This window comes from Pedobacter sp. KBW01 (assembly GCF_003852395.1).
GTDB lineage: Bacteria > Bacteroidota > Bacteroidia > Sphingobacteriales > Sphingobacteriaceae > Pedobacter.
In genome coordinates this window covers 36,528-61,704 of record NZ_QAJQ01000020.1, presented here as the reverse complement: position 1 = coordinate 61,704, position 25,177 = coordinate 36,528, and the positions used below count along the sequence as shown (strand labels likewise).

Genomic DNA, 25,177 nt, shown 5'->3' with positions numbered 1-25,177 from the left:
TATTATTCATGTTTACAGCAGTTTCAAATCTCCGTTCAGTTTATAGGTTTCGCCTGCTTTGGTATGCAGTTGCACAACCTGGTTTTTGTAATGCAGCGTGCAATCTCCACCGGTTTTAGATTTAAGCATGAATGAAGTTAATGTGCCGTTCTCCCAGCTCAAATCCACCTCAAAACCACCTCTGGCTTGTAAGCCTTTAATGCTGCCCGTAGGTATAGCTGTTGGTAAGGCCGGCAAAATATCCAGATAACCCTGATGACTTTGTAAAATCATTTCAGCTATGCCTGCAGCGCCGCCAAAATTGCCATCGATCTGAAATGGCGGGTGTGCATCGAAAAGGTTTACATACGACCCCGCACCGTTGTTGGCCGGTTTCATTAGCATTTTTACGAGTTTCATGGCGTGGTCGCCATCTTTAAACCGGGCCCAAAAGTTTATTTTCCAGGCCAAACTCCAGCCTGTAGCATCGTCTCCGCGATATAACAGCGATTGCTTTGCCGCCTGCATCATTTTGGTATCACTATCCCAGGTAATGTCGTTACCTGGATAAACACCCCATAAATGCGAAACGTGGCGATGCTTGTTGGTGGTATCGTCTTTATCTTCAAGCCATTCCTGTAACTGGCTATATTTGCCAATCTGGTTGGGAGCCAGCTGTTTTAGTTTTTCCTCCAATGTTTTTTTAAAATCGGCATCGGTATGAAGCACATCGGCAGCTGCGATACAGTTTTTAAAGAGCGATCTGATAAGCTGATGATCCATGGTTGGTCCTGCTACTAAACCACCATTTTCAGGAGAATTGGAAGGCGTGCTGATTAACCAGCCAGTTTTAGGGTCCTTCACCAGAAAATCTACAAAAAACAAAGCCGCCTGTTTCATCGCAGGATAAGCTTCTGTTTCCAGGAATTTGCGATCCTGACTAAACTGGTAATGTTCCCATAAATGCTGACTTAACCATGCCCCGCCTGTCATCCAGATACCGTGGTTAGAAGCGTTTATAGCCGCGGTTCCGTTCCATAAATCGGTGTTGTGGTGTAAAACCCAACCACGCGCGTTGTAATATTGTTTGGCCGTTTCGCTACCTGTTTTGGTTAATCCTTTAATTTTTTGGAATAAGGGCTCGTTTAAAGCAGAAAGGTTGAGTATTTCTGTTGGCCAATAATTCATTTCCAGGTTAATGTTGGTGGTATATTTACTGCCCCATGGCGGGGTTAATAAATCGTTCCATATTCCCTGAAGATTAGCAGGCTGTGTACCTGGTCGTGAACTTGAAATTAACAAATACCTCCCATACTGCATGTACAAAGCCGCAAATGCAGCATCATTTGAACTTGCAAATTTGGCCAGGCGCTCATCCGTTGGCAACTGCTCATTTTCTGAACGTCCAAAACTCACCTCAAATTTGTTGTAGTACTGCTGGTATTCTTTAAGGTGGTTTTGTTTAATTTCAGCATAGGTTTTTACTTTCAGGCTGTTTAATGCTTTAATATTGGCAGTAGCAGGCAAACCTGAAACATCCTGTGCATTAATAAAATTGGTGCCAGCCGTTAAATAGAGCGTTACTTCATCGGCCTGATTGATGCTGATCTTGTTGTTAACGATTTTTAAAGTTCCCTTTTTAACGATGGTCGTTAGCCGGCTCTCCCCTTTCAAGGCTCCATCTTTTACTTGTACGCTTAAAGACAGTGTTTGCTTATCAAGCATCTTTACCGACGATTTACGGTGCGGACTTGATAGCACCGCATCAAAGCTAATGGCTTTGGGTTTATCGGCCGTTAAATGAATTACAATGGCCTGGTTAGGCTGACTAGCCAGATATTCGCGCTGATAATTTACACCATCAATCGTAAAAGTGGTTTTAGCAATCGCCATACTCACATCAAGCGAGCGTTTATAATGGCTAACCGGCGATTTGCTTTGCCTGAAGTATAAATTTAAATCGCCAAAAGGCTGATAACTTGCCTGATATTGCGGTATAGCAGGCGGATTTTCGTCCTGTATTTTATATTTCCATTCCTTTTCCAGCGAAACGCCTTGCGAAATGTCAGCGCCAACGGGATAAATTCCAATATTTTTGCTGGTATCTTTATAACCTACCAATCCGCCTTTATCGGCATAATTGAGTACCTGGATGGCGATTATATTTTTGCCTTTTTTGACCAGTTTTGCTGGAATGGTATATTTTCTGGGCTCGGTGTTATCGGTGTTGCCCACCAACTGACCATTGATATAAGTGAAATCCTGATCACGAACACGGTTGAGGTCAAGTACGAGGTCTTTTCCTATCCAATTCTCCGGAACATCAAAACTTGTTCTAAACCAAACTGCTCCGTCTAAATTGGCTAATCCCACAGTCTCCCAGCCATCAAAGGCAGGCACTTTAATGCTTTTCCAAAGCTTATCATCAAAACTGGTTAATGCAGGGTTTCCCTCAATGCCCTTCCCCGCTTTCATCTGACTTACCCAGGTATTCCTGTCGCCTGATTCGCTCTGCCGGCCCATAAATTCTGCCTGAGCAAGAGTTTCGGCTTCTTTTTGCTTCCCTTTAAAAAGCAGTTCTCTAATGTCGTTTAAATATTTATAGGCTCCCTTGCGGTTGTAATCTCTTGGCTTGCCGGTCCACAGGGTTTCTTCGTTAAACTGGATGTGATCTTCAGCTGTTCCGGCAAAAAGCATAGCGCCTAAGCGGCCATTACCAATTGGTAAGGCATCGGTCCATTTTTCTGCAGGTTTGTTGTACCATAAAGTATGGTTATTTTCCTGTGTCCAGCCATTCGATTGAACGGTTACCGCTAAAATTAAAGTGCCCAGTAAAAATTTAAATTTCATGTTATTGTACTTTGTCGCCAGATATAATTTCGATGGTAGCCGTTACTTCTTTTTCCTTTTTAACCGGCGTTTTTATCCTTCTGAAATTATTGTTGCCTAAAAATATGTTTTTGGTTTCAGCGCCACTCAACTTTAGGTAATTATTTATTTCGGCTGAAGGAAAGGCATTGTATAAAAACAAATCCGAAACATTGGTAAGATCTACTACAGCGGCATTTGCAGATATTTTATTGCTTTTTAAGCCATCAATAATGAGGTTATTTACTTTTAAGGCTTTTACAGCAGCACCAATTTGTGTATTTACGGATACATTATGCAGTTCAATATCAGCGGCGTTGCTGATCGAAAAACCGCTTTTGGCTTCGAGGTTAATGTCGTTAAAAGTGATATTGCTGATGGGCATTTCCTCCAAGCCGTTTAAATAGGCAGCCTGATTTACCTGCCCCGTAATATTGGCGAAATGGATATTCCTGAATATCGGTGTACGCTCTGAAACAGGCTCGGGATTGGTTTTGGCATATTGCATATCCAGTACAATGGCCTGCTCTCTGATGTTTTTCATGATAATGTTGCTTACCCTGATCTCCTCAACCACACCTCCTCTGCCACGGGCAGTTTTAATGCGGATGCCCCGGTCGGTTCCGTCAAACACACAATTGGAGATGGTGATTTTGCGCACATCGCCCGACATTTCACTGCCGATTACAACTCCGCCATGGCCTGATAGCATGGTGCAATTGGTAATCACATAATTCTCGGCAGGAACAGCCATCTTTCTGCCCGGAGCGTCTTTGCCCGATTTGATGGTGATACAATCATCGCCTACGCTGATGTGGCAATCTGAAATGTGTACATTTTTACACGATTCGGGGTTGATACCGTCGGTATTGGGTGAATGGGGATTGTTGATGGTTACCGCATGAACCTTAACGTTTTCGCAAAACTCAGGATTTACGGTCCAAAATGGCGAATTACGAATGGTTATGCCATCTATCAATACGTTTTTGCAAAACATGGGTTGTATAAACGGCGGACGCAAAAAGCCGCGTTTCATTTGTTTGGGGTCGTCGGGTAGTATAATGTCTTTATTGAGGCTGGCAAAGGTGGTTTGCCATTTCGAGATCGGCTGACCTTCTTTATAACCTTCTACAAAATCCCACCATTTTTTGCCATGCCCGTCTATAATACCGCGACCAATTATAGAGATATTTTCGGCTTTATAGGCGTAAAACAATGGCGAGAAACTGCTTACATCTACCCCTTCGTAACGGCTCTTCACCATCGGAAGGTAATCGTCGAAGTTATCGCTAAAATGAAGCTCAGCGCCGGCATCAATCAAAATCGTGATGTTGCTTTTTAAATGGATTGCGCCAGTTAAATATTTACCTGCAGGGAAATAAATGGTACCACCACCTGCTTTTGATGCTGCTTCGATGGCATTTTTAATGGCAGTAGTGGCGAGCTTGCTGCTGTCGTTTTTAGCGCCATACTTGATTACATTATAGTAGCTCTGTGCACTAAGGCTTACGGAAGCTGTTATCGCAATTACAAAAGTTAAAGTCCTGATTAAATATTTCATCTGCTTTGTTAATAAATTTCGTCATGCTGAATTTATTTCGGCATCTCTATATCGTCCTCGTTTGTAACGAGGACGGACCTGATTAGCAATTTTATCGCTTAATTTCCTCATCTGTCCGTAGAGTTCCGAAGGGCTCTACGGATTTTCGCATGGAAAAGAGGCTCTGACTCGTTCTTTGTTACTGAGTTGTAAACTCAATTCTATTCGCCAATCCGTAGTGACGCGTTGCTTAACACTACGGACAGGGCTTGCATGTGATCAGCGATTTCATCGCTTCATCCCCTTAATTCAGCTGCACTTTTATTGGCTTCAAGTCTTTGCCTTTAAAAATCACTTTACCATCTGCAAATACCAGAAATCCTTTGCCTTTATTGTATTTAGTTCCGGTTTTATCCCACAATACTGTTAAAGTTTTGTTGTGGTATGAAACGTTATCAAGCATAAACCAATCCCATTGGTTTTTAGGGATTAGCGGATATATTTCCAAAGTATTGTCTGTTCGTGGTTTAATGCCAACCAGGTTGTTGATGATTAAATCGCAAAAAGTAGAATGGTTATAAAAACTACTTCTCGGATTATCGCCTTTTAACCATTCGCCATTCTTTTCATCCTGATATTCACCAATATAAGGCTTGCCGTTTTTAGTATGCGATGCAGCGAATTTATGTAACGCTGCATAAAATACGCTGGCATTCATTTTACCATGCTGCTTGTAATTGGTAAGCAGGTTCGCCAATCCTTTCAGGGTTTGAGAACTGGCAAATGGCCAAAGCGCACCGTCCCATTCGCAACTGTGACCCGAGCCACGTGTTCTGAAGGTTGGGTTTCTCCGTTCAGCTGTAGTTAAGCCCCAGGGCGCATTAAAACCTGCGGTATCCAATAGCTGATCCCAGGCTTTTGCATAGGTAGCTTTATCATCAGGTAAATTAAAATCCCAGGGAATAAAGCCAATGGCTTCGCGAACCTCGGCATGACCTCCCTTTGCTTTTCTGGTTTCGAAAAAGGCCGAGGCGGGGTTCCAAAGGCTATCCTGAACCAGTTTCTTAACCGAGTCCGCTTTGAGGTTGTATTTGCTAACTAAGGTTTTGTTGCCAAGCATTTTACCAATCTTACTTAAAGCAATGGCATTTCCATACATGTAGCTGTTAATGGTTGGTCGCTGGTTCTGGTCTTTCCGCGATCCGCTGATCGACTCTTCCATCCCATCTTTCACATCGTTCTGCCAGAACAATCCGTTTTTAAGTTTACGTTCAGCTTCCCATTTGGTATAATCTTTATCCAACGCAGGCAGAATTTCCTTTAAAAATTCCTGATCAGGCTTTACCAGATTGTTTTGATATACCGCATCGTCGATCCAGCTGCTAAATTGGTGAAAACGCTGCTTCGTTTGACCTACATCAGCATGGTACAACCAAAATTTCACATAATCCTGCAGGTAACTGTTGTCTTTTAACCACCTGCCCTCGTAAAGGTGATGACCTAAGGCACAGCTAATTGAGTTGTATTTGCCAGCATGTTTAACCGGTTCTATGAATTCAGTAAAGATGAACCCTTCCGGTGTTTTTACCAGATGCTTGCGGTAGGTCCACCAGCGGTAATAATAATTTTGTTCCAGCACTTCATCCGGGCATTCAAATAAAGGGATTTGACCTGCCAGCCAGGTAAATGCTTCGGCATTGGGAACATAGTTTTTTACCGCTTCCGTATCAATTGAATTGAAATAGGTAACGTATTTCTTCAGCTTTTCTGTTCCTAAAATAATTTTTTGCTGTGCAAAACCGGTAATAGTGCATAACGAGAGTGTCGCAGCAGCTATCAAATTTCTTGTATTTATCATTATTCAAATAACCAATCTATGTCTTTTCCCCTGCCATCTAAACCAGCGTTAAAAATCCGGAGTTCCTGTTTATCATCAATAAAACCTAAAACCAAACAAGCTCCTTTACCTAAAGTTAAGCTATGTGTTCCGGCTGCAAAAGCGTAAGCGTGCACATTTACCGGAGGGAAACCATAAGGCACCAGAGCATTTGATATTTTAATTTCCGACTGACCATAATTATTGGCGCTTGCATCGGTTTCCAACTGTGGCGGCGCAAGGAATTGCGAATTCTTCTGATTGAAAAAACCTACCAGTAATTTTACCGGCACAGCTGTACTGAACTTAATTTCAGTTCCGTTTTTGATCTGATCTGCTTTAGCCAGTTTAATGCCTTTTAAACCCAGCAATTCATCGGCAAGCTCTTTAATTTTAACGGTTGTGTCAGTAAAAACAACAGCATCTTTGGCTAAAATATAGCTTTCAGGATGGTTTAAAATCTTTACTTCGGCAGCTTTATAGGTTACCGTTTTAGCTGTTGCTCCTTGTTTAACCGATTTTAGCGAATCGATACTGTGTTTAAAATGGTTGAGCTCTTTAGTAAAAACCGGTAACATTTCGCGCCAGTGTATAAATGTTTTATCAACCCCGCGCATGGGGATTTTGCGTTGTTTGGTTTGCATGCTATTGGCATACAGGTAGCTTTTTTCGGTGCGTTTAACCAGTTCGGCATAATGTGTTGCGCTTTTTTCGAGAAACGGAAGTGCCTGATCAAGGTCTGCTACGCTGTTAGAATATTTATAACGTAAAATCCAGAGTGCAGCTTTTACCTTTTCGGCATAAAAGTTCGCCATGGCATCGTAACAATACATGTCGTTTTTAAGGCGGTTAAATTCTGCGGTATCTTTGGTTACCGTTGGTGCAGCGTTTTGTATAGCAGTTAATGCTTTCTGACCATGCGCTACCACTTCTTTGGCTATTTGTACAGGTGTTTCGCCAATGTGCCCCTGCTTTTTCCATTCTTTTTCGGCGTAATCGATAATCATTTCGCCTTCAGGTGCTTCCGATTCGTACATTAAAGTAAATACACCATAACGGAAAGGGTTAATCAATTGCGTCATTAACATGCCCAGTGTTAAGGTTTGGCGGTTTCCATCGGTGATGCCGTATCTGCGCAAGAGTTTGGGTGAGATTTCTCCCGATTCTTCATAAGCATTTAATATGGCTTTGCCGCCAGTTAATGTGGTGCCATATTTATTGGCTAGTGCCTTACCCCAGTAATTAACTTCCTGGTTGCGGTCTCTTTGCGAATTCCATGCATACCTGGCCCATTCTTTATACCAGATCCAATCGCGGTCTACCTCCAGTAAGCGTCCTTTTACTTCGTCGGCAGTGTAAGGCCAGTCCCAATAGCTGGCTTGCGGGTACAAGTGTAAGCCTTTAGCACCATAAATCTTGTTCATGGCCTGTGCCGATTTCTGAATAAAATCAGCCGAACCATATCTGAAAGGCTCTAAATTGGCCAGAATGTGTACGTTAGAGATGTTTACTGTACCGATTGAGGCCAGTTTACGGTTCAGCTCTGCCCAGGCACCGCGTGGTGTGTAGGTGGTTAAAGCTTCGCCGTTGAATTTATTTTCGGTGTACAGGTTTTTATATAGCGGTAATGCGGCTTTCATTACGCTTGGCGCATCGGTATCGTGTGCGCGCAATACAATAGGTGGCTCTTCTTTTATCCTGGCAGCTTTTAATCCGTCTTTTACACCCGGGATAATGGTTTTGGTAAACCAATCGATATCATCCTGCCCCACGCCTTCCATAGCTTCGCCCAATGCAACCATTAAGCCTACATTTGGATATTTTTCTACAAATGCTGCGATCGATTTTTGGGTATAATCGGCAATTAACGGAATAATCGGACGGTTACGATCTTGTGTTTTTAATCCATGTTTATCAGCAAATGGCTTTGGGATAATGATATTGTAGAACATCTGGATCACCCAAATGCCACGCTTATCAGCTTCGTGGGTTAAAAACCTGAAAATTTCCTCGTTCTTTTTAAGTGTGGCATCGTCTACTTCTACTGCGTAAGGATAGGCTTTTAGTCTCAATAAAGAAGAAAATGGATGGCCGTTCCAAAGATAAAGCGAATTGTAACGGTTTTCTACCATCATATCCAGGTATTTAATCCACAAGGCTTTGTCGTAAAGCCAGGGGAAAGTTTCTGGTGTGTAGGGATATTCGTAAACATCGTGACCAGGAAGATAATCGGGCTTTTGCAAGCCAATACAAGTTCCGCGGAGTACCATTTCGGGTTGATCTGAAACGGCTAATGCAGTTGGTAATTTACCTGTTTCGTTAATTTTATCGGCCAGTTCAATACAGCCATATAAGGTGCCCGATGCATCATGACCTGCTATATATAAGGTGCCACTTTTATCTGTATAAATGGTATAAGCTTCTTTTTTTGCATTGGCTATTTTGCTTTTTAAGGCAGCCGGAAGTTTGCTGGCCAAAACCGCATCAGTAAATATGCCGATGATGATACCTGGTCTGCTTGTAGCCTTTTGGCCTTGCACGGTTATGCTGGCCTGATAACCAATTTTATTTAAGGCTTTTAAAACCTGCTCTGCGCCAAACTTTACCCTTACATGCGCAGTTGCTGGTATTAATATATTTTTTTCGGCGCGACTAGCCGCACTTGAAAAAGAGATCGATAAAAAATAACAGGAAATAAAAATCAGAAAATTTCTCATGCAATTGGCTCTTATAACAAACCCTTAAAAATTAGGATTTTGTGTAATATTTGGTTGTAATATTATTTAAATATAAAAATAATATTCAAATATAAGTAAATTAGCCTTTGGCTTTTGTAAAATTTATGCAAGGTAAAGCCCTTTTAAAGGTTTGTGGCAGGTATGACAATATCTGTTAATATTTAGACAAGAAGATAAAATTTTTAATCAACAATATTTATTTTATTTGTAGTCGTATTCTAATCAATTATAACATTAAGTCCGTTTTTTAGGCGCTGGTAAGCTCAATTTATAATTTAAGGATGCCAAATCAAAATACGTATATTACATTATCAATCAATTTAAACAACAAACATGTTTTCACTCAAAAATAAAAAAGCAGTAGTTACAGGCGGCGGAAGTGGGATTGGCAGGGCTATTGCAACTATTCTGGCCAAACAGGATGCCGAAGTACATATCATCGAACTGGGTACAGCACAGGCACAAGATACACTTGATGAAATTAAGACTGCCGGCAAACAGGCTTTTAGTTATGCCTGCGATGTTTCAGACCACCAGGCGGTTAAAGCTGTTTTTGAACAGATTGGAAGCATAAATATTTTAGTAAATAATGCCGGTATTGCACATATTGGTAAAGCCGATACCACCGAAGAAAGCGATTTTGACCGTGTAATGCGCGTAAATGTTAAAGGTGTTTACAATTGTTTGTATGCTGCCATTCCGCAAATCCGTTTGGCTGGCGGTGGCGTGATCATCAATATGGCTTCTATTGCAGCACTAATTGGCTTACCCGATCGTTTTGCTTACAGTACCGCAAAAGGTGCAGTAAAAGCCATGACCATGAGCGTAGCTAAAGATTATATCGGCGAAAACATCAGGTGTAATTCAATTTCTCCGGCAAGGGTACACACGCCCTTTGTAGATGGCTTTTTACAGAAAAACTATCCGGATAACATCCCCGAAATGTTCGAGAAATTATCTAAAACACAACCTATCGGCCGCATGGCTAAACCTGAAGAAATTGGTGCGCTTGCTTTATATTTATGTAGCGACGAAGCTTCGTTTATTACCGGCTGCGATTACCCGATTGACGGTGGATTTACTACCCTGAACAATTAATACCCTATTTTAAATACAATAAAGAACCTTTTAACATGAAATTAATACGATTTGGCGAAGCTGGAGCAGAAAAACCAGGAGTAATTATCAACGATAACTATTTCGATGTATCTGCATTGGTTAGTGATTATAACGAAGAGTTTTTTGGTGGCGATGGCCTTGAAAAATTAAAATCAGCTATTGCATCGGCTGATTTACCACAAGTAGATAAAGGTGTACGCTTAGGTCCTGCTTTGGCACGTCCCTCTAAAATTATCTGTGTTGGTTTAAATTACAAAGACCACGCGGCAGAAACTAATGCCCCTATTCCAGCCGAACCCATTTTATTCTTCAAAGCTACCAGCGCTATTGTAGGCCCGAATGATGATTTGGTGATCCCTAAAAACAGTAAAAAAACAGATTGGGAAGTAGAATTAGCTATTGTTATTGGTAAAAAAGCCAGTTACGTATCAGAAGAAAATGCCTTAGATCATATTGCTGGTTATGTATTGCACAACGATTACAGCGAACGCGAATTCCAGCTGGAGCGTAACGGACAGTGGGTGAAAGGAAAAAGCGCCGATACCTTTGCACCAATCGGGCCATTTATTGCTACACAGGATGAAATTGCTGATGTACACAACTTACGTTTGTGGTTAACCGTTAACGGCAAAACTTTACAGGATGGAAATACCTCGAACCTGATTTTCAATGTGCCGTTTATGATTGCTTATATCAGTCAGTTCATGACTCTTTTACCTGGCGATGTAATTACCACAGGTACACCTGCTGGTGTAGGTTTAGGACAAAAACCTGAGCCATGGTATTTAAAGGCAGGCGATGTAGTTGAATTGGGTATTGATGGCCTGGGTACAAGTAAACAGACTGTTAAAGCTTACATCGAAAACTAATATGAAGAGATATTGCCTGGCGCTCGATCTGGTTGATGATGAGCAGCTTATTGTAGAATATAAGCAATATCACCAATCAGTTTGGCCTGAAATTAAAGAAAGCATTATTGCTTCCGGGATCGAAAACCTCGATATATATTTAACTGGTAACCGGTTATTTATGATTATGGAGGTAAACGAAAGCTTTTCTTTTGAAGAAAAAGGAAAGGCCGATTTAGCCAACCCCAAAGTGCAGGAATGGGAAACTTTAATGTGGAAATTCCAGCAGGCATTGCCAGGTGCCAAACCGGGCGAAAAATGGATCTTAATGGATCAGATATTTAAACTTTAGTGCTTTTACAATATGATTGATACCCACGTACACTTTTGGAATTTCGACCCTGTTAGAGATAACTGGATTAATGAGGATATGCAAACCATCCGTAAAGATTTTTCTCCTAAAAACCTCTTAAGGGTGTATAGCGATTTGAATATTACCGGATGCGTTGCAGTGCAGGCCAGTCAATCGGAAGAAGAAAACGATTTTCTTTTAACCCTGACCGGAGAGAACGAAATTATAAAAGGCATTGTAGGCTGGGTTGATTTGTTAAACCCTGATCTTGATGAGCGCTTAAGCTACTGGAACAATCATAAAACCATTAAGGGCTGGAGGCACATCCTGCAGGCTGAGAACCGGGATTTTATCCTCAATCCAGCTTTTATTGCTGGAGTTAAACAGTTGAAAAAATACAATTATACATACGATTTGTTGTGTTATCACGACCAGTTGGAAGCCATTATACAAATGGTTGATCAAATTCCCGATCAGCCATTTGTATTGGATCATTGTGGCAAGCCAGATGTAAAAAGTCAGGATTTGAAATTGTGGGCTGAAAACATTAAAACTTTGGCTGCAAACCCCAATGTGCAATGTAAAGTATCGGGTTTATTAACTGAAGCAGACTGGAAAAACTGGACAGAGCAAGAACTGTTTAACGCCTTTGATGTAATATTTGAACATTTTGGCCCTGAACGCGTAATGTATGGCAGCGACTGGCCGGTAATGTTACTCAGCAGGCCTTACGAGGATTGGTTTAATTTAGTAAATAAATATACCGAACGTTTCACTGTTGCAGAAAGGAGATTGATCTTTTCTGATAACGCGAAGGTTTTTTATAGTCTTTAAAGACTGTTTTTAAGCCCCTTGTGGCTATTACCTGGCACTTAAATTCTCCAGAAACCAAACATGGCCGATAGTGCAGGATGGAGATTACAATATATAGTGTTAGTTTTCGGTTTTTAACACCCCTGCGGCCAAGATAATAAATTTAATAATGAGCAAAAAAATTACCTTTCCTTATCATTCTCAATATCCTTCTGTAGCTGACCTTAGAAGTAAAGCAAAAAGAAGAATACCAAAATTTGCATTCGATTATTTAGAAGGCGGCTGTAACGAAGGGCTAAATCTGGTCCGTAACGAAACTGATTTCGATAATATATATTTAAAACCTAACTATTTACGTGTTGGTGGAGATATTGATATGTCGGTTGAGCTTTTTGGCCGCAAATACAGTGCTCCTTTCGGTATTTCTCCTATCGGTTTGCAAGGCTTAATGTGGCCCAATGCGCCCGAAATTCTAGCTAAAGCGGCAGCTAAACACGATATCCCCTATACATTGAGTACGGTATCGACCAGTAGTATCGAACGGATTGCTGAAGTTTCGGAAGGAAAAGCCTGGTTTCAGCTTTACCACCCTACAGAAAATAAACTTAGGGATGATATTTTATCACGTTTGAAAGCAGTTGAATGTCCGGTTCTGGTTGTGCTGGTAGATGTGCCTGCCTTCGGGTTAAGGTACAAGGAAATTAAAAGTGGCCTTTCAATACCACCTAAAATGTCGGTAAACAACATCTTACAGGCATTTGCAAGACCATTATGGGGTATAAAAACACTACAGCATGGTATCCCCTCTTTTGCCACCTTAAAACCTTATATGGAAAAAGGAATGGACATGTCGCAGCTGGGACAGTTTATGAACCGAACGTTTACAGGGAAGGTTGACATAGAAAAGGTTTCGGCCATCCGCGAAATCTGGAAAGGGCCATTGGTATTAAAGGGCATAGCTACTGATGAAGATATGCAGGCAGCTATACAGATTGGTGTGGATGGGGTTATTGTTTCCAATCATGGCGGGCGACAAATTGATGCTGGTGAATCATCGATTAACTCTTTAATTAAACTCGCCGGAAATGAAGCCTATAAATCAAAACTCAAGATCATGCTGGATGGAGGAATCCGTTCTGGAGTTGATTTGGCCAGGGCACATGCAGTAGGTTCTGAATTTAACTTTATGGGCCGCCCGTTTATGTATGGCGTTGGGGCATTGGGTAATGAAGGTGGAGACCATACCATCAATATGTTTAAAACCCATTTATACCAGATTATGCAACAGCTCACGATCGAAAAAATTTCGCAATTCCCTGAAAGGTTATTAGCGGTATAAGTTAATAGAGTGCCCAGGTACCAAAAACAGGATTATCCGAAGATTTGGTTAAAAATAAAAAAAGCTCCTGTATAGCAGGAGCTTTAATTTTATATACCGGTTGGTGAGACACCGAACAATAAGCGAATAAGAAAAACACTATTCCTTGCTCATCCGTGGCCAGAAAATAGTTGCGCTAATTCTGATCTATTGGTGAGTGAGATACCAAACAAGAAATATGTTATTCCGTGCTTATCCGTGCCTCCGTGGTCAGAAAAAAGCTACGCTAAATTCTGATCTACTAGTCGGTGAGACACCGGCCAATACCCGATCTTATTTCGAGAACTTATAAGTTGTACTGGTCTTATACGTTTCGCCCGGTTTAAGCACCGTCGATGCAAAATTCGGGTGGTTTGGGGCATCAGGGAAGTGTTGCGTTTCTAAACAGAATGCCGAACGGTGAGGGTAAGATTTACCACCTTTACCATCTTTATCAGCGCCCGTTAAAAAATTACCACTGTAAAACTGTAATCCAGGCTCTGTTGTAATCACCGATAACACAATACCTGTTTTAGTGCTTTTAACAACCGCTACGGGTGCTTTACCATCGTGATGGGTTAATGCAAAGTTATGGTCGTAACCTTTACCAAATTTTAATTGCTCGTCGTTATCGCCAATTTGTTTGCCAATCAATTTACTTTTGTTAAAATCGAAAGCAGTGCCTGCAACAGGTTGTAATTTACCGGTTGGAATCAGGGTAGAATCTACCGGCGTATAAGCACTGGCATCGATCACTAATTCGTGATCTAGAATTGTGCTGTCGCCTTCGCCGTTTAGGTTAAAGTAAGCGTGGTTGGTTAAGTTTACGATGGTAGTTTTATCTGTAGTGGCCACATAATCAATTTGCAGGGCATTATCGTCGGTTAGCGTATAGGAAACCTTAACATCCAGTTTACCCGGATAACCAGCTTCCCCATCCTGAGAAACATAGCTCAGTTCCAGTTTGGTGCTATCCACTTGCTTCGCTTCCCACACCTTGCCAAAAAAACCATCGGTACCGCCGTGCAAGGTGTTTACACCATCATTAAGCTGCAATTGATATTCTTTTCCATCTAAAGCAAATTTACCTTTGCCAATCCGGTTTCCATATCTGCCAATCAGTGCGCCAAAAAACGGTTCGCCTTTTTTACGATAAGCCCCGATGCTATCGTAACCCAATACTACATCAGTTAATTTATTGTTTTTATCGGGTACCAGTAACGAAACCACCCTGCCACCGTAATTGCTAATCGAAACGGAAGCCCCCTGCTTATTTTTTAATGTGTAAAGTTTAACACTTTTTCCATCAATCGTGCTGTTGTATTTTAACGAATCGTGCTGTGCGGCTGTATCGCTGCCTTTATCCGATTTGGAGTTGCAGGAAGAAAAAGCAAGGGCTAAACACAATGTAGCCACTGGTAACGCTTTAAGAAATGGTTTTTTCATCAGTTATTATTGGTTTTAGGGTGATGAAGCAGTCGTGATTTGTACAGATTAAAACCCGCATGCTTTCATATAGATTTATTTTTGGTTAACGCTAAAGTAGTAAAAAAATAATTAACGTTAAGTTAACGATTATAATATTATTTCTCTTAATATTGATCATCATTCCCTACATCAAAAAAAATCACATAATTTAGCAAGAATATGCACGATTTGAATTTCAGACCTAAAGCTTTTCTTTTCGATTTAAACGGAACCATGATTAACGATATGGAATACCATACGTTGGCCTGGTACAGCATTATGACCGAAGATTTAGGTGCAGCACTGGATTACGAAAGTGTTAAAAAGGAAATGTACGGTAAAAATCACGAAGTTCTGGAGCGTGTTTTCGGCAAAGGTAAATTTAGCGCCGCTGAGGTAGAACGCCTTTCAGTAGATAAAGAAAAGCGCTATCAGGCCGGTTATTTACCCCACTTGGCATTAATTGATGGGCTGGCTGGCTTTTTGGAGCGGGCAAAGGATGCAGATATTCCAATGGCTATTGGCTCAGCAGCCATTCCTTTTAATATCGATTTCGTGGTTGATGGTTTAAACATCCGCCATTACCTCGATGCGATTGTAAGTGCCGATGATGTGCAAACAAGTAAACCCGATCCCGAAACCTTTTTAAAGGCTGCAGCTGCGCTGAGCACTGCACCGGCTGATTGCCTGGTTTTTGAAGATGCGCCAAAAGGTGTAGAATCGGCCCTGAATGCGGGCATGCCTTGCGTGGTATTAACCACAACACATACCATTGAAGAATTTGAAGGTTATCCGAATATTTTAGGGTATATTACGGATTACAATGACACTAAATTAAATATGCTTTTTTAAACATGGGAAAATATTTAAATCAAAAACCTGTACTGGTTGCCGTAGACTGCATTATTTTTGGTTACGATGGCGAAGAACTGAAACTTTTGGTTATAAAAAGGGCCATTGAGCCAGTTAAAGATCAATGGAGCTTAATGGGGGGCTTTATCGGCGAAACCGAAAACCTCGACGGCGCTGCGAAGCGCATCCTCTTAGAACTTACTGGTCTGCACGATGTATATTTAGAGCAGCTGCACGCTTACGGTAGTCCCGATCGTGATCCGATTGAACGTACTGTATCGGTAGTGTACTTCGCCTTGATCGATATCAATAAATACAGCAAACAGATTAACGATCAATACCATGCCGAATGGTTTAAAATTAAAGATGTACCTGAACTGATTTTCGATCACAACATTATGGTTAAAGCCGCTATGGATAAAATCCGTTATCAGGCAGCCCTCCACCCTGTTTTGTTCGAACTTTTACCTAAACGTTTTACCATCCCGCAATTGCAGGCACTATACGAGCAGGTGTACGATGCACCAATTGATAACAGGAATTTTATCCGCAAAATAACTGCCAGTGGTTTGCTCATTAAACAAACGGAAAAAGATAAATCGAGCTCCAGACGTGGTGCTTTCTATTTTAAACTGGATAAAAACAAGCATAAAGCCCAGTTTCAATCCTTTTTGAACTTTATACCTAAGGCCACAAAACAGTAATTGGCTAAGCTTAAGCGCTCGTTTTTGTTCTGCCTATTTTTTTAAGAAAAAAGATGAAAAATATTTTCAGATCTTACAAATTTAAAATCAGCAGGTTACAAACAGATAACATTATTTTAACGCTAAGAACCAAAAACATTTTATAAAAACATTTGCAAAGAAAGGATAAATCTCTATATTTGCACCTCCTTAAACAAAGGGAAATGATTCCGTAGCTCAGCTGGTAGAGCATTACACTTTTAATGTAGTGGTCCTGGGTTCGAATCCCAGCGGGATCACAGAAAGCCTCACAGAAATGTGGGGCTTTTTTGTGCTTAAAAAGTGTCGGCGCTAATGCGCTTTCACATTTTTTTGTGGTATTAAATAAGTATAAACTTAAGATAGCGATAGAATTGCAGTTCTTCACACCTGGCGCAAGTCTTAGGGCAGCAAGGAAAAGAGCTAAGCATGATGCAAAAATGCATTGCTTAGCTCCTTAAGATAGCAAATTGTTGTTTCGAACTCGGCTTATTTAAAATTTCGCCGAAATACCAACATTGATAATACCGTTGTAACCAAAGCCCAATTCGGCGAAGGCGCCTATGTTCTTGCCTGCTCTTATTCCGAGTGCATTAACCTGGTAGGCAAAGTCTGTACTGCTGGCTGTATTTGTACTGTTTCCATTTTCAGGCTTAGTTTTAGCTATGGATGCGCCTAGGCTAATGCCAGAATACAACTGAATTGTTTTATTAACGTAACGGTAATCAGTTCTTGCCATAAAAACGTTGTAGGTATTCTTATAATCCGAGCCAGCTGTACTTCCGGCAGAAACAGTTGATTTTGATGAGGTGTTTGAATATAAAACACCAGCGGTTAGCCTTGCAGTAAGGTAATAATTTGCGCCAACAATGATTGGCCCAAAGCCATGAGATGTAGTGCTACTGGCATTACCACCTGTTATTAATGAAGTGCCCATATCTGATAGGCCATCTATGATTTCTTGCGCTGAACCTAGCCCATAAGCTCCGTAAATTTCAAATTTCTGTGCCCTAACTAAATTGGTAAAACCAATAAGCAATACTAAGAGTAATATTCTTTTCATATCTAATTATTTTGGGTCGTAAATAATATAATTATAAACATTAAGTTGTATTAATGGAAAACAATTAAGGAGCTTTTTAATGTATAAATCCAGTAGTAAAAGGCAATACACCTTAACTACGTTAATTGCTTAATGGTGGCTAATTTTATCATTAAGTAATTAAGCACATTAAGAAATGTAGAATCGCAGTTTTCAGCAATCCCCCGTTATAAACGAGAACGGTATTTACTTTTAGGTTTGTGATCACATTCATCAGCTAGTCCCGCCTCGTAAAGCCGTTTTAGTATTTCCTCATCCTTACCTCCGTATCGAAGCCCTGAGATACATGAAACCTGCATTGCGCTTATTGCCCTATTGAGTTCATCGGGAGTTTGTGGCTGCTTTTTAAAATAGCAATGTCCGTATTCGATTTTCGAATGTTCAATCAGATCTGGCGCTTCGGCTTCAGGTGCTCCACAAGTAATACATACCTGGTTCTCTACATAAAAATCTCCCTGAACGTTTTCTGGGTATCTGCCTGGTAGTTCCTTATCGAAAAAATTTCCAAATATTTTCATTATGCTATTATTGATTGTGGAGGAGTAACCACTTATTTAGCGTTTTACCAGCCAAATTTTCTTTCCTGCGCATTAAGTAATTTATCCACTTTCCTCCACTTAGGATCGAAGTCAATTTTATAAGTGAAAGATACGAATCTGTCTTCTGATTGCGCAGACATTGTTAAAAATTGCGCTACAGGTGCATCCTTTTCAGCATAAATAACATATCTATTCCTTTATCTGCTGCGAGCCTGGAAACTAAATGGCAAATGCACATTTTCTTTAGCCCATCTAAAAAGAAATCCTCAATTGTTCCCATATCCAAATCAGGATTATCTTCAGCAATTTTATCAGTAAGGTCGATACTTATCCTAATGTGATAAGGACAAAATTCTTTGAACTCATATTTGCTAAAAGCCTTATCAACCCAGCCTGTCCCTGGCTTACCGTTTGGCATGGTCAACTTTAGCAACGTAAATGAATGTTGTGGATATACCTTCTCTGAATAGCTCACTTTCTCCCAATCAATGGATGAGGACTTCTTTGCCAATATTTTTTTTTAAAAACTCCACGCTATTGGGAATAAAAATCTAGTTTGTAGAAGATAGAGACATCGGAAGTTTATTTGCAGGAGCTTTGCCGTAGTGGGCAGTGTACCATTCAATGAGTTTATCCGATTTAAACTGACTATTCCCATTCACTCCCCTAATAAACCGTTTAGCGGATTTGGTTCCATCTTCGCCTTTTATGGCCTGGCAAATAACATAATCTACTATAATTTTGTCATCTGGTTTTGGGCCTTTGTAAGCTAATATCGCACCATCTTTTCCAATAATGAATGGTGCAGGATCGCCAAGTTTCAAAATCTCTCTGAATTCAGCCGATGAAGCATTGTTAACTAACCTATTGGTATTTAATGTCGTATCAGAGCCTACATAAAGCGTAGCAAAAACTACATCCGGATATTTAGCAAAACGTTCCTTCAATAACAGGTATGATTTTTCTTGCTGCTCAGACAGTTTCTTATTTCCCCAAACATATAGATAAACCGTTTTTTGCGGGTACAAATTGCCAAATGTTTCACTCTTTCCATTCTGATTTACAATTTGGATATCAGAAATATGGGTACTGGTGTAATCATTGTAATCTTTAACCAAGAGTTTGGCGAAACCCTTAACCATCATGGTGCAAGAGCTGGTAAAAACGCAAAGCGCGAGGATAAGCAGGTAAGTAGATTTTTTCATAGTTTAAAATTTCTTTGGTGCTGTAAGTATCTAGGTAATTATGTTTTTAGGAAAGACGACGAGGATCAATAGAAGGTTGCATCGCTATTCATATTTTTGTTCATCACATGCTTATTTTAATCACCAAGGGATTGAATACATTAAGAAAGGGCTGTTTCATTGTCAGGATAAGATGTGCTAATTATCTGCTGAAATAAGCGGCTTAACTATCTTAATTGGTTGAAGGTGGCTTATTTTAATCATTAAGCAATTAGCACGTTAAGAAGGACTGTTTCAAATTCAGGATGTAATTAACGCTCAAATGTATTATGTAGTAATGATTGATATAGATTAAATCACTCCTCCCTCAACCCTATCGCGTATTGCTGTTTGAAGTACACTTACATCAATATCTTTCAAAGCTTTAAACTTAATGCAATAGCCTGTAACGCTGGCTTTGCCAATTGTTGCGCCGTAGGTTTGGGCTAAGTATAGCTTATCTTCAATCCCCATAATGTACACCGAAATACCAGTTGTATTGGCGCTGAGACCAATCTGATAAAAATCTTTGCTTCTGCCATCAGCATAGGTGATGGTGTAAAGCCCATACCCGATGTTTGGGTTGGAAACAATTTTACCTTCACTGTTTTTGCCATCGAGAAACCAGAGTTGAGCAGTTGGCATTAGTGCTGTAATGATGTGGTGTAACGCCTGCATGTCGCTGCGTTTGGCTTCGGGTTGACTGGTAATGTAAGCTTCTATTTGTGCAGGGATATTCATTTATATGTTGAATTATACTGTCAGGCGTGGCGCTAACAACAAATATATCGATTTTAACAATCGGATATTTATACCCTTATTTTTTTGTATCTTAGGGTAAAGAGAATGATTCCAATTTAATCGATCTGATTAAATTCCAAATAACCACTAAACCCCACCTTAATTCCGCATTCACCCCACGTTTAGGCCACCTTTTAGCCAGGTTTACTTCGTACCTGCTTCGCCCCGTGCTGGGGATTGCTTTGAGCATACAAGGTGAAATAGTAAGTACCATTGGCTATAGTTGTTGGCTTTGGTTGATAGGACTTTGGATTATAGGGTTAAGAACAACTAAATATTAGGTTGAGCAATGCTAATCATGGGCCGATTTTGGGGTAATTTTGTGTTAGCGGATGGTGAGCTATATCTGATGGTTTCAAATCTGTGATTTTCTATGCATCTGTGACAAAATAAAGCGAATTACCTAGCCCTTTTCACCCACAGCCACCAACATTTCGCAGGGTCCCTCAAAACCGTTTTCTGTTTCAAACTGTTTGAGCGCTGTTTCTATTTCATCCCATACCGTAACTTTCTCAGGTTCGGATAAACCGCTCATCATTTGATGCAAAGCCCCGAACGATTCTTTTTCAAATTGCAGGCATTGTTTAGCAGATTCGCAAATTAAAGGAGCATTAATCAGACACGATTTTACATCTTTAAACCCAGCCATAGAAAAAGCCAGCTCAATAACCCCTTTCTGGCTTAAACTAAAAGGCCCCGGCTGGCCCGGTAAAGTAGGTGGTAGTTTGGCATGTGTGCGGATAATAGCGGCCGGTATAGCGAAAAATGTATTCTTTTCGGGTACGGAATAAACAATGGCAGCTATTTTTCCTCCCGGTTTAAGTACCCGTAACATTTCTTTCAGGGCCTTTTGCTGATCGGGGAAATAAATCAACCCAACCCTCGAAATTACAACATCAAATGTTTCATCATCGAGCGTTAGCTTTTCGCCATCCATTACAGCGGTGTCAATGTTGCTCAATCCGACCTGTGCGGCCATTTGTTTGGCATATTCGAGAATATTAGCAGAAATATCGGTAGCTAAAACCCTGCCTGTTGGCCCCACCATTCTGGCAGCAGTAATAGATTGCTCTCCGGCACCAGCAGCAATATCAAGCAGGTTTTGTCCGGTAGTTACGCCAGCCATATTGAGCATTTTTTCGGTGGTTTTGCCCAGCCATTGGTGCAACAAAGGACTCCAGCGATACCAGGCCTCTGCCGCTTCCTGCCATTGCTGGTGGGTGGTTTGTTTGTATTTCAGAGGATCAAATGGTGGAGGGGTTGAATCCATAACTTTAATTATTGCTGCTACTTAAATTTAAGCATTGGGATTGGTATTAATTGTATAGCCAGTTTACAATTTAACCTACTGCTCTGGCCATTGCCCTGATCCGATTTTATACCTGGGAAATGAATATCGAAGCCCCGCGGCGTCAGGCGGAAAAAAGCCTGTGGATATGGAACAATAGTGAAAGCATTACGGTTCCCGCATACGCGGGAATGACGGACCTACGCAATAACGATAAGCGAATGGAATAACAAAGGCCCTTCGATTCCGCTATTATTGACAGACCCAATAGAAGAATCGTCATTTCGACTGAAGTGAACCGGTTTTTCACCGGTAGCGAACGGAGAAATCTATAAAGACAGATTTCTCGACTACGTTGCACTTCGCTCGAAATGACGACACCGAAGTATCCGGCATAGGAGATGCTGAAATACATTCAGCATGACGATCCTTTGAATAGCATCACTTGATAAACAACTTAAAACAAAAAAGCAGGCAGCTCCTTTTACGGAGTGCCTGCGCTATAAACCGATGCTTTTCACATCAAAATGTAGGGTGCTATTTACTTTTAATCTCTGCCAGTAAAGCAGCAAGTGCCTTTACTTTATCGGGATAAGTAGCAGCCAGATTATTTTTTTCTTCCTTGTCTTTACTCAAGTCATAAAGTTGTGGCGCATCCAGGTTTCCGGTTTCAATACCTACCGCCTTAGCATAAGCAGGTCCTTTTTCTGGTGTAATGTATTTCCAGTTATCTTTAATAATGGAAAGCGCTCCACCCTGCTCAATATAAACAGAGCGACCGGTTTTATTTTTTCCTAAAAAAGAAGCCAATTGGTTTTCACTATCCGTTGCCGTTCCAGCCGGTATTTTGGCCTGCAATAAGGCAGCAAAAGATTGAATAAAATCGATTTGCGATACCAGCGCGTCAGACACAGCCGGTTTAATACCCGCTGGCCAGTTGATGATAAACGGCACACGCGTACCGCCTTCCAGTGCGCTATATTTACCACCCCTAAGTGTTCCGGCAGGGGTATGTCCGTTGCGTCGTGTAACAGCCTCATCCTGGTAACCATCATCCAGCACCGGACCATTATCACTGGTAAATACAATCATGGTATTTTGTGCAATGCCCTGATGTTCAAGTTCCTTCATAATTTCTCCTACTGTCCAGTCTAATTGCAAAATAGCATCACCTCTGGCGCCTAAACCACTTTTATCTTTAAACATGGTTGCCGGCATACGCGGTACGTGCGGCTCAGTTAAAGCGAAATAAAGGAAAAAAGGCGATTGTTTTTTCGATGCAATAAATTGTTTGGCCTGCGTAAGGAAGGTGAAAGAAAGCTCTTCGTCTACCCAACGGGCCATTTTTCCACCCGTCATAAAACCGATGCGACCAATGCCATTTACAATGGTATTATCGTGCCCCTGTCCCGGTGTGCTTTTCATTTTTAGCAGCTCAGGGTTTTCCTTTCCGGTAGGTTCGTCGCCAATTTTCTGCTTGTAATCTACTGCAATCGGATCTGCCTTATCCAGCGCCACTACCTGATGATCCTGAAGAAAAACAGTAGGAACCCGATCGGCCGTAGCCGGAAAAATAAAAGAATAACCAAAACCAACTTCATTAGGTCCGGGTTTAATTTCTCCGTTCCAGTTTTTTTCTACCTGATCGCCAAGGCCCAGATGCCACTTACCCACAATTGCGGTTTGATAACCAGCTTCTTTAAAAACTTTTGGTAAGGTCTTCCTGTCCGTTGGAATAATCAATGCAGCATCGCCAGGAAGAATACCTGTTCCTTTTTTCCGCCATGGATATTCGCCAGTCATTAAGGCGTAGCGCGCAGGTGTACAGGTAGCTGAAGTAGAGTGTCCGTTGGTAAAGCGGATACCTTTGGCAGCAAGTTTATCCAGATTTGGGGTGTGCAATTTAGTTGCACCGTAGCAGCTCAGATCGCCATAGCCCAAATCATCGGCACAGATTAAAATTACATTGGGTTTTTTCTGGGCAAAGCTCTGCAGACCAAAAAAAGACATTAAAATCAGTAATGGAATTTTCATTTATTTAAGTTTAGGATTAATATTCACCTCGCTCTGTGGTACAGGCCAAAGTTCGTCCTGCCCAGTTCTGAAAGCTTTAGACGTTACAAACCATCTGCTGTAAGGATCTACAGCTGTTCCTTTTTTCCGAAGATTGGTTGCTCCCGGAAAAGCCGCACCGTAGAAATCGCCGTTCAGTACCTGTCCGATATTTTTCCAGCGTAACAAATCCCAATAGCGGATTCCTTCCAGTGCCAGTTCACTCCTTCTTTCCCTGCGTAAAATGGTACGCAATGCTGCCTGATTGGTTTCTGTTACTTTAGGCATGTTAACTGTGGCCCTGCCGCGAACTTTATTGATGGTTTCATCAAGCAAAGATTGATCGATAGCCGCACCAGATTCGAGTTTGGCTTCTAAATAGCTTAGCAAAACCTCTGCATACCTGATAATTGGTAAATCGACGCCCGAGTTTTGCAGGTCGCCACCACTAAAAGCCTCGCTGTTAAACTTTTTAAGTGCATAACCGGTACGGGTGGCTTGTTTGGTTGTAGTTAACTGGTCGGGAGAACTGCTGTCATCTGGATTACTGGTATAAACGATATTTTTGAAAGCCTGCCCGTTATACAATACCGTATATTTCAGGCGCGGATCGCGGTTAAGGCCTACATTGGCTGCATTGTACCTTGCATCAGCATAAGAAAAAGGCGTACCATCTGTAAATTCGTACGATTCTACCAAACTTCCCAGCGGACAGTATAAAACATAACCGCCCAGTTTAGCCGGATAATTATGCTGCATCATGGCATTGGGTGCCAGATCCTGAATGTATTGTGTGGCAAAAATAATCTCTTTACTGGTTTCGTTGGTGCCATTAAAAAGACTTTCATAATTCGGATCAATAAGGTTCTCATTGAGATCGATAAGCTGTTTATAGGTAGCTGCAGCTTCAGTCCATTTTTGTTGGGCAAGATAAATGCGGCCTAAAAATGCAAGTGCTGCCTGCTGTGTAGCCCTTCCACGTTCGGCAGCCGGCATGCTGTTCTGTTTCGGTAATGTAGCAGCAATGGCCTTAAATTCCGTTTCGGCATAGGCCTGAACCTGATCTTTGGTACTTTTGCTTACGGTATTGGCTTCGGTAAGGGTGAGTGTTTTTTCGACTAAAGGAACAGCGCCAAAATATTGCGAAAGATAAAAGTACTGGCAAGCCCTTATAAACCTGCTTTCTGCAGTCATTCGGGCTATTTTAGCAGCATCAATCGGTGCTTTGGCAATATTCTCTATAAAGTAGTTACACCTTGCAATACGTTTGTAACTTAAGCTCCAGTAATTGGCCAGGTAACTGTTGGTTGCCGTTAGCGTGCCATTGGTGAGTGTATTAAAACCCGAATTGTCTCCTCTCCTGTCGTAAGCATTATCGGTAGCAAATTCGAGGTAAAGCAAACCATGGTAAGACCACCAATCGGTAGCCGAAAACTCTGCACTGGTTGGATTAACCGACATCTGAATATTTCCTTTGTATACCCCGGTTAGTGCCAGCATGGTATTTTGTTCGGTATCCCAGAATGTTTGGCTCGAAAACTGATCCAAAGGCGCTCTGTCCAGTTCTTTCCTGCACGATACCATCAGTAAAAGTACAATTAAGCCTGGTAATATAGATTTATATAATATTTTCATCTCAGT

Annotated in this window: 20 protein-coding genes and 1 tRNA gene; 8 read left to right on the top strand and 13 right to left on the bottom strand. The window is 41.2% G+C overall.

Annotated elements, in window-relative coordinates; all coding sequences use genetic code 11:
- Positions 1–12: 12 nt before the first annotated feature.
- The 4 genes from DBR40_RS19305 to DBR40_RS19290 form a co-directional block, all read right to left on the bottom strand.
- Positions 13–2,829, bottom strand: coding sequence for a glycosyl hydrolase family 95 catalytic domain-containing protein (locus DBR40_RS19305; protein ID WP_124561387.1), 2,817 nt, complete (start codon positions 2,827–2,829; stop codon positions 13–15).
- A gap of 1 nt (position 2,830) precedes the next feature.
- Positions 2,831–4,408 (bottom strand): glycoside hydrolase family 28 protein, encoded by a 1,578-nt coding sequence (locus tag DBR40_RS19300; RefSeq protein WP_124561386.1) that lies wholly within the window; start codon positions 4,406–4,408, stop codon positions 2,831–2,833.
- A gap of 283 nt (positions 4,409–4,691) precedes the next feature.
- The gene (locus tag DBR40_RS19295; protein ID WP_124561385.1) at positions 4,692–6,245 is read right to left on the bottom strand and encodes an MGH1-like glycoside hydrolase domain-containing protein; all 1,554 of its coding nucleotides are present in this window, start codon (positions 6,243–6,245) and stop codon (positions 4,692–4,694) included.
- Entirely contained in the window at positions 6,245–8,980 is a 2,736-nt protein-coding gene (locus DBR40_RS19290; RefSeq protein WP_124561384.1) for a hypothetical protein, read from the bottom strand. The genes DBR40_RS19295 and DBR40_RS19290 overlap by 1 nt, the downstream gene beginning before the upstream one ends.
- Positions 8,981–9,334: 354 nt before the next feature.
- On the opposite strand from DBR40_RS19290, the gene DBR40_RS19285 reads away from it, so the two are divergent.
- The 5 genes from DBR40_RS19285 (at position 9,335) to DBR40_RS19265 (ending at position 13,472) form a co-directional block, all read left to right on the top strand.
- Positions 9,335–10,099 carry an SDR family NAD(P)-dependent oxidoreductase gene (locus tag DBR40_RS19285; protein ID WP_124561383.1) on the top strand — a complete coding sequence of 255 codons (765 nt, stop codon included), beginning with the start codon at positions 9,335–9,337 and terminating at the stop codon, positions 10,097–10,099.
- A gap of 35 nt (positions 10,100–10,134) precedes the next feature.
- On the top strand, positions 10,135–10,989 hold the full coding sequence (locus DBR40_RS19280) for a fumarylacetoacetate hydrolase family protein (RefSeq protein WP_124561382.1): 855 nt from the start codon (positions 10,135–10,137) through the stop codon (positions 10,987–10,989).
- Position 10,990: 1 nt separating this feature from the next.
- Positions 10,991–11,320 carry an L-rhamnose mutarotase gene (locus DBR40_RS19275; RefSeq protein WP_124561381.1) on the top strand — a complete coding sequence of 110 codons (330 nt, stop codon included), beginning with the start codon at positions 10,991–10,993 and terminating at the stop codon, positions 11,318–11,320.
- 12 nt (positions 11,321–11,332) lie between these two features.
- Positions 11,333–12,154, top strand: coding sequence for an amidohydrolase family protein (locus tag DBR40_RS19270; RefSeq protein ID WP_124561380.1), 822 nt, complete (start codon positions 11,333–11,335; stop codon positions 12,152–12,154).
- Positions 12,155–12,302: 148 nt separating this feature from the next.
- Positions 12,303–13,472, top strand: a complete 1,170-nt coding sequence (locus tag DBR40_RS19265; RefSeq protein WP_124561379.1) for an alpha-hydroxy acid oxidase — start codon at positions 12,303–12,305, stop codon at positions 13,470–13,472.
- A 312-nt stretch (positions 13,473–13,784) separates the two neighbouring features.
- Here the strand turns inward: DBR40_RS19265 and DBR40_RS19260 are convergent, their stop codons facing one another.
- Complete coding sequence (locus DBR40_RS19260; RefSeq protein WP_124561378.1) at positions 13,785–14,936, bottom strand: aldose epimerase family protein; 1,152 nt, start codon at positions 14,934–14,936, stop codon at positions 13,785–13,787.
- Between the two features lie 201 nt (positions 14,937–15,137).
- Between DBR40_RS19260 and DBR40_RS19255 the strand changes: the two genes are divergently transcribed.
- The 3 genes from DBR40_RS19255 (at position 15,138) to DBR40_RS19245 (ending at position 16,791) form a co-directional block, all read left to right on the top strand.
- Positions 15,138–15,809: an HAD family hydrolase gene (locus DBR40_RS19255; protein ID WP_124561377.1), complete on the top strand. Its 672-nt coding sequence runs from the start codon at positions 15,138–15,140 to the stop codon at positions 15,807–15,809.
- A 2-nt stretch (positions 15,810–15,811) separates the two neighbouring features.
- Positions 15,812–16,513 carry an NUDIX hydrolase gene (locus DBR40_RS19250; protein ID WP_124561376.1) on the top strand — a complete coding sequence of 234 codons (702 nt, stop codon included), beginning with the start codon at positions 15,812–15,814 and terminating at the stop codon, positions 16,511–16,513.
- 205 nt (positions 16,514–16,718) lie between these two features.
- Positions 16,719–16,791 (top strand) — tRNA-Lys (locus DBR40_RS19245).
- Positions 16,792–17,024: 233 nt separating this feature from the next.
- Here DBR40_RS19245 and DBR40_RS19240 read toward each other — a convergent pair.
- The 8 genes from DBR40_RS19240 to DBR40_RS19205 form a co-directional block, all read right to left on the bottom strand.
- Positions 17,025–17,594, bottom strand: coding sequence for a hypothetical protein (locus tag DBR40_RS19240; RefSeq protein ID WP_124561375.1), 570 nt, complete (start codon positions 17,592–17,594; stop codon positions 17,025–17,027).
- Between the two features lie 206 nt (positions 17,595–17,800).
- Positions 17,801–18,151, bottom strand: coding sequence for a ferredoxin (locus DBR40_RS19235; protein ID WP_124561374.1), 351 nt, complete (start codon positions 18,149–18,151; stop codon positions 17,801–17,803).
- Positions 18,152–18,326: 175 nt separating this feature from the next.
- Positions 18,327–18,683, bottom strand: coding sequence for a hypothetical protein (locus DBR40_RS19230; RefSeq protein WP_124561373.1), 357 nt, complete (start codon positions 18,681–18,683; stop codon positions 18,327–18,329).
- A gap of 40 nt (positions 18,684–18,723) precedes the next feature.
- Positions 18,724–19,377, bottom strand: a complete 654-nt coding sequence (locus DBR40_RS19225; protein ID WP_124561372.1) for a hypothetical protein — start codon at positions 19,375–19,377, stop codon at positions 18,724–18,726.
- Positions 19,378–19,707: 330 nt separating this feature from the next.
- On the bottom strand, positions 19,708–20,136 hold the full coding sequence (locus tag DBR40_RS19220; protein WP_124561371.1) for a DUF1801 domain-containing protein: 429 nt from the start codon (positions 20,134–20,136) through the stop codon (positions 19,708–19,710).
- A 463-nt stretch (positions 20,137–20,599) separates the two neighbouring features.
- On the bottom strand, positions 20,600–21,466 hold the full coding sequence (locus DBR40_RS19215) for a class I SAM-dependent methyltransferase (protein ID WP_124561370.1): 867 nt from the start codon (positions 21,464–21,466) through the stop codon (positions 20,600–20,602).
- Positions 21,467–22,021: 555 nt separating this feature from the next.
- Positions 22,022–23,518 carry a sulfatase family protein gene (locus tag DBR40_RS19210; RefSeq protein WP_124561369.1) on the bottom strand — a complete coding sequence of 499 codons (1,497 nt, stop codon included), beginning with the start codon at positions 23,516–23,518 and terminating at the stop codon, positions 22,022–22,024.
- Entirely contained in the window at positions 23,519–25,171 is a 1,653-nt protein-coding gene (locus tag DBR40_RS19205) for a RagB/SusD family nutrient uptake outer membrane protein (RefSeq protein ID WP_124561368.1), read from the bottom strand.
- Positions 25,172–25,177: the final 6 nt, after the last annotated feature.

What these genes read in the sequence shown, in the direction of transcription:
- DBR40_RS19305 (WP_124561387.1), bottom strand. Translation starts at nt 2,829, where the DNA reads ATGAAATTTAAATTTTTACTGGGCACTTTAATTTTAGCGGTAACCGTT.
- DBR40_RS19300 (WP_124561386.1), bottom strand. Translation starts at nt 4,408, where the DNA reads ATGAAATATTTAATCAGGACTTTAACTTTTGTAATTGCGATAACAGCT.
- DBR40_RS19295 (WP_124561385.1), bottom strand. Translation starts at nt 6,245, where the DNA reads ATGATAAATACAAGAAATTTGATAGCTGCTGCGACACTCTCGTTATGC.
- DBR40_RS19290 (WP_124561384.1), bottom strand. Translation starts at nt 8,980, where the DNA reads ATGAGAAATTTTCTGATTTTTATTTCCTGTTATTTTTTATCGATCTCT.
- DBR40_RS19285 (WP_124561383.1), top strand. Translation starts at nt 9,335, where the DNA reads ATGTTTTCACTCAAAAATAAAAAAGCAGTAGTTACAGGCGGCGGAAGT.
- DBR40_RS19280 (WP_124561382.1), top strand. Translation starts at nt 10,135, where the DNA reads ATGAAATTAATACGATTTGGCGAAGCTGGAGCAGAAAAACCAGGAGTA.
- DBR40_RS19275 (WP_124561381.1), top strand. Translation starts at nt 10,991, where the DNA reads ATGAAGAGATATTGCCTGGCGCTCGATCTGGTTGATGATGAGCAGCTT.
- DBR40_RS19270 (WP_124561380.1), top strand. Translation starts at nt 11,333, where the DNA reads ATGATTGATACCCACGTACACTTTTGGAATTTCGACCCTGTTAGAGAT.
- DBR40_RS19265 (WP_124561379.1), top strand. Translation starts at nt 12,303, where the DNA reads ATGAGCAAAAAAATTACCTTTCCTTATCATTCTCAATATCCTTCTGTA.
- DBR40_RS19260 (WP_124561378.1), bottom strand. Translation starts at nt 14,936, where the DNA reads ATGAAAAAACCATTTCTTAAAGCGTTACCAGTGGCTACATTGTGTTTA.
- DBR40_RS19255 (WP_124561377.1), top strand. Translation starts at nt 15,138, where the DNA reads ATGCACGATTTGAATTTCAGACCTAAAGCTTTTCTTTTCGATTTAAAC.
- DBR40_RS19250 (WP_124561376.1), top strand. Translation starts at nt 15,812, where the DNA reads ATGGGAAAATATTTAAATCAAAAACCTGTACTGGTTGCCGTAGACTGC.
- DBR40_RS19240 (WP_124561375.1), bottom strand. Translation starts at nt 17,594, where the DNA reads ATGAAAAGAATATTACTCTTAGTATTGCTTATTGGTTTTACCAATTTA.
- DBR40_RS19235 (WP_124561374.1), bottom strand. Translation starts at nt 18,151, where the DNA reads ATGAAAATATTTGGAAATTTTTTCGATAAGGAACTACCAGGCAGATAC.
- DBR40_RS19225 (WP_124561372.1), bottom strand. Translation starts at nt 19,377, where the DNA reads ATGAAAAAATCTACTTACCTGCTTATCCTCGCGCTTTGCGTTTTTACC.
- DBR40_RS19220 (WP_124561371.1), bottom strand. Translation starts at nt 20,136, where the DNA reads ATGAATATCCCTGCACAAATAGAAGCTTACATTACCAGTCAACCCGAA.
- DBR40_RS19215 (WP_124561370.1), bottom strand. Translation starts at nt 21,466, where the DNA reads ATGGATTCAACCCCTCCACCATTTGATCCTCTGAAATACAAACAAACC.
- DBR40_RS19210 (WP_124561369.1), bottom strand. Translation starts at nt 23,518, where the DNA reads ATGAAAATTCCATTACTGATTTTAATGTCTTTTTTTGGTCTGCAGAGC.
- DBR40_RS19205 (WP_124561368.1), bottom strand. Translation starts at nt 25,171, where the DNA reads ATGAAAATATTATATAAATCTATATTACCAGGCTTAATTGTACTTTTA.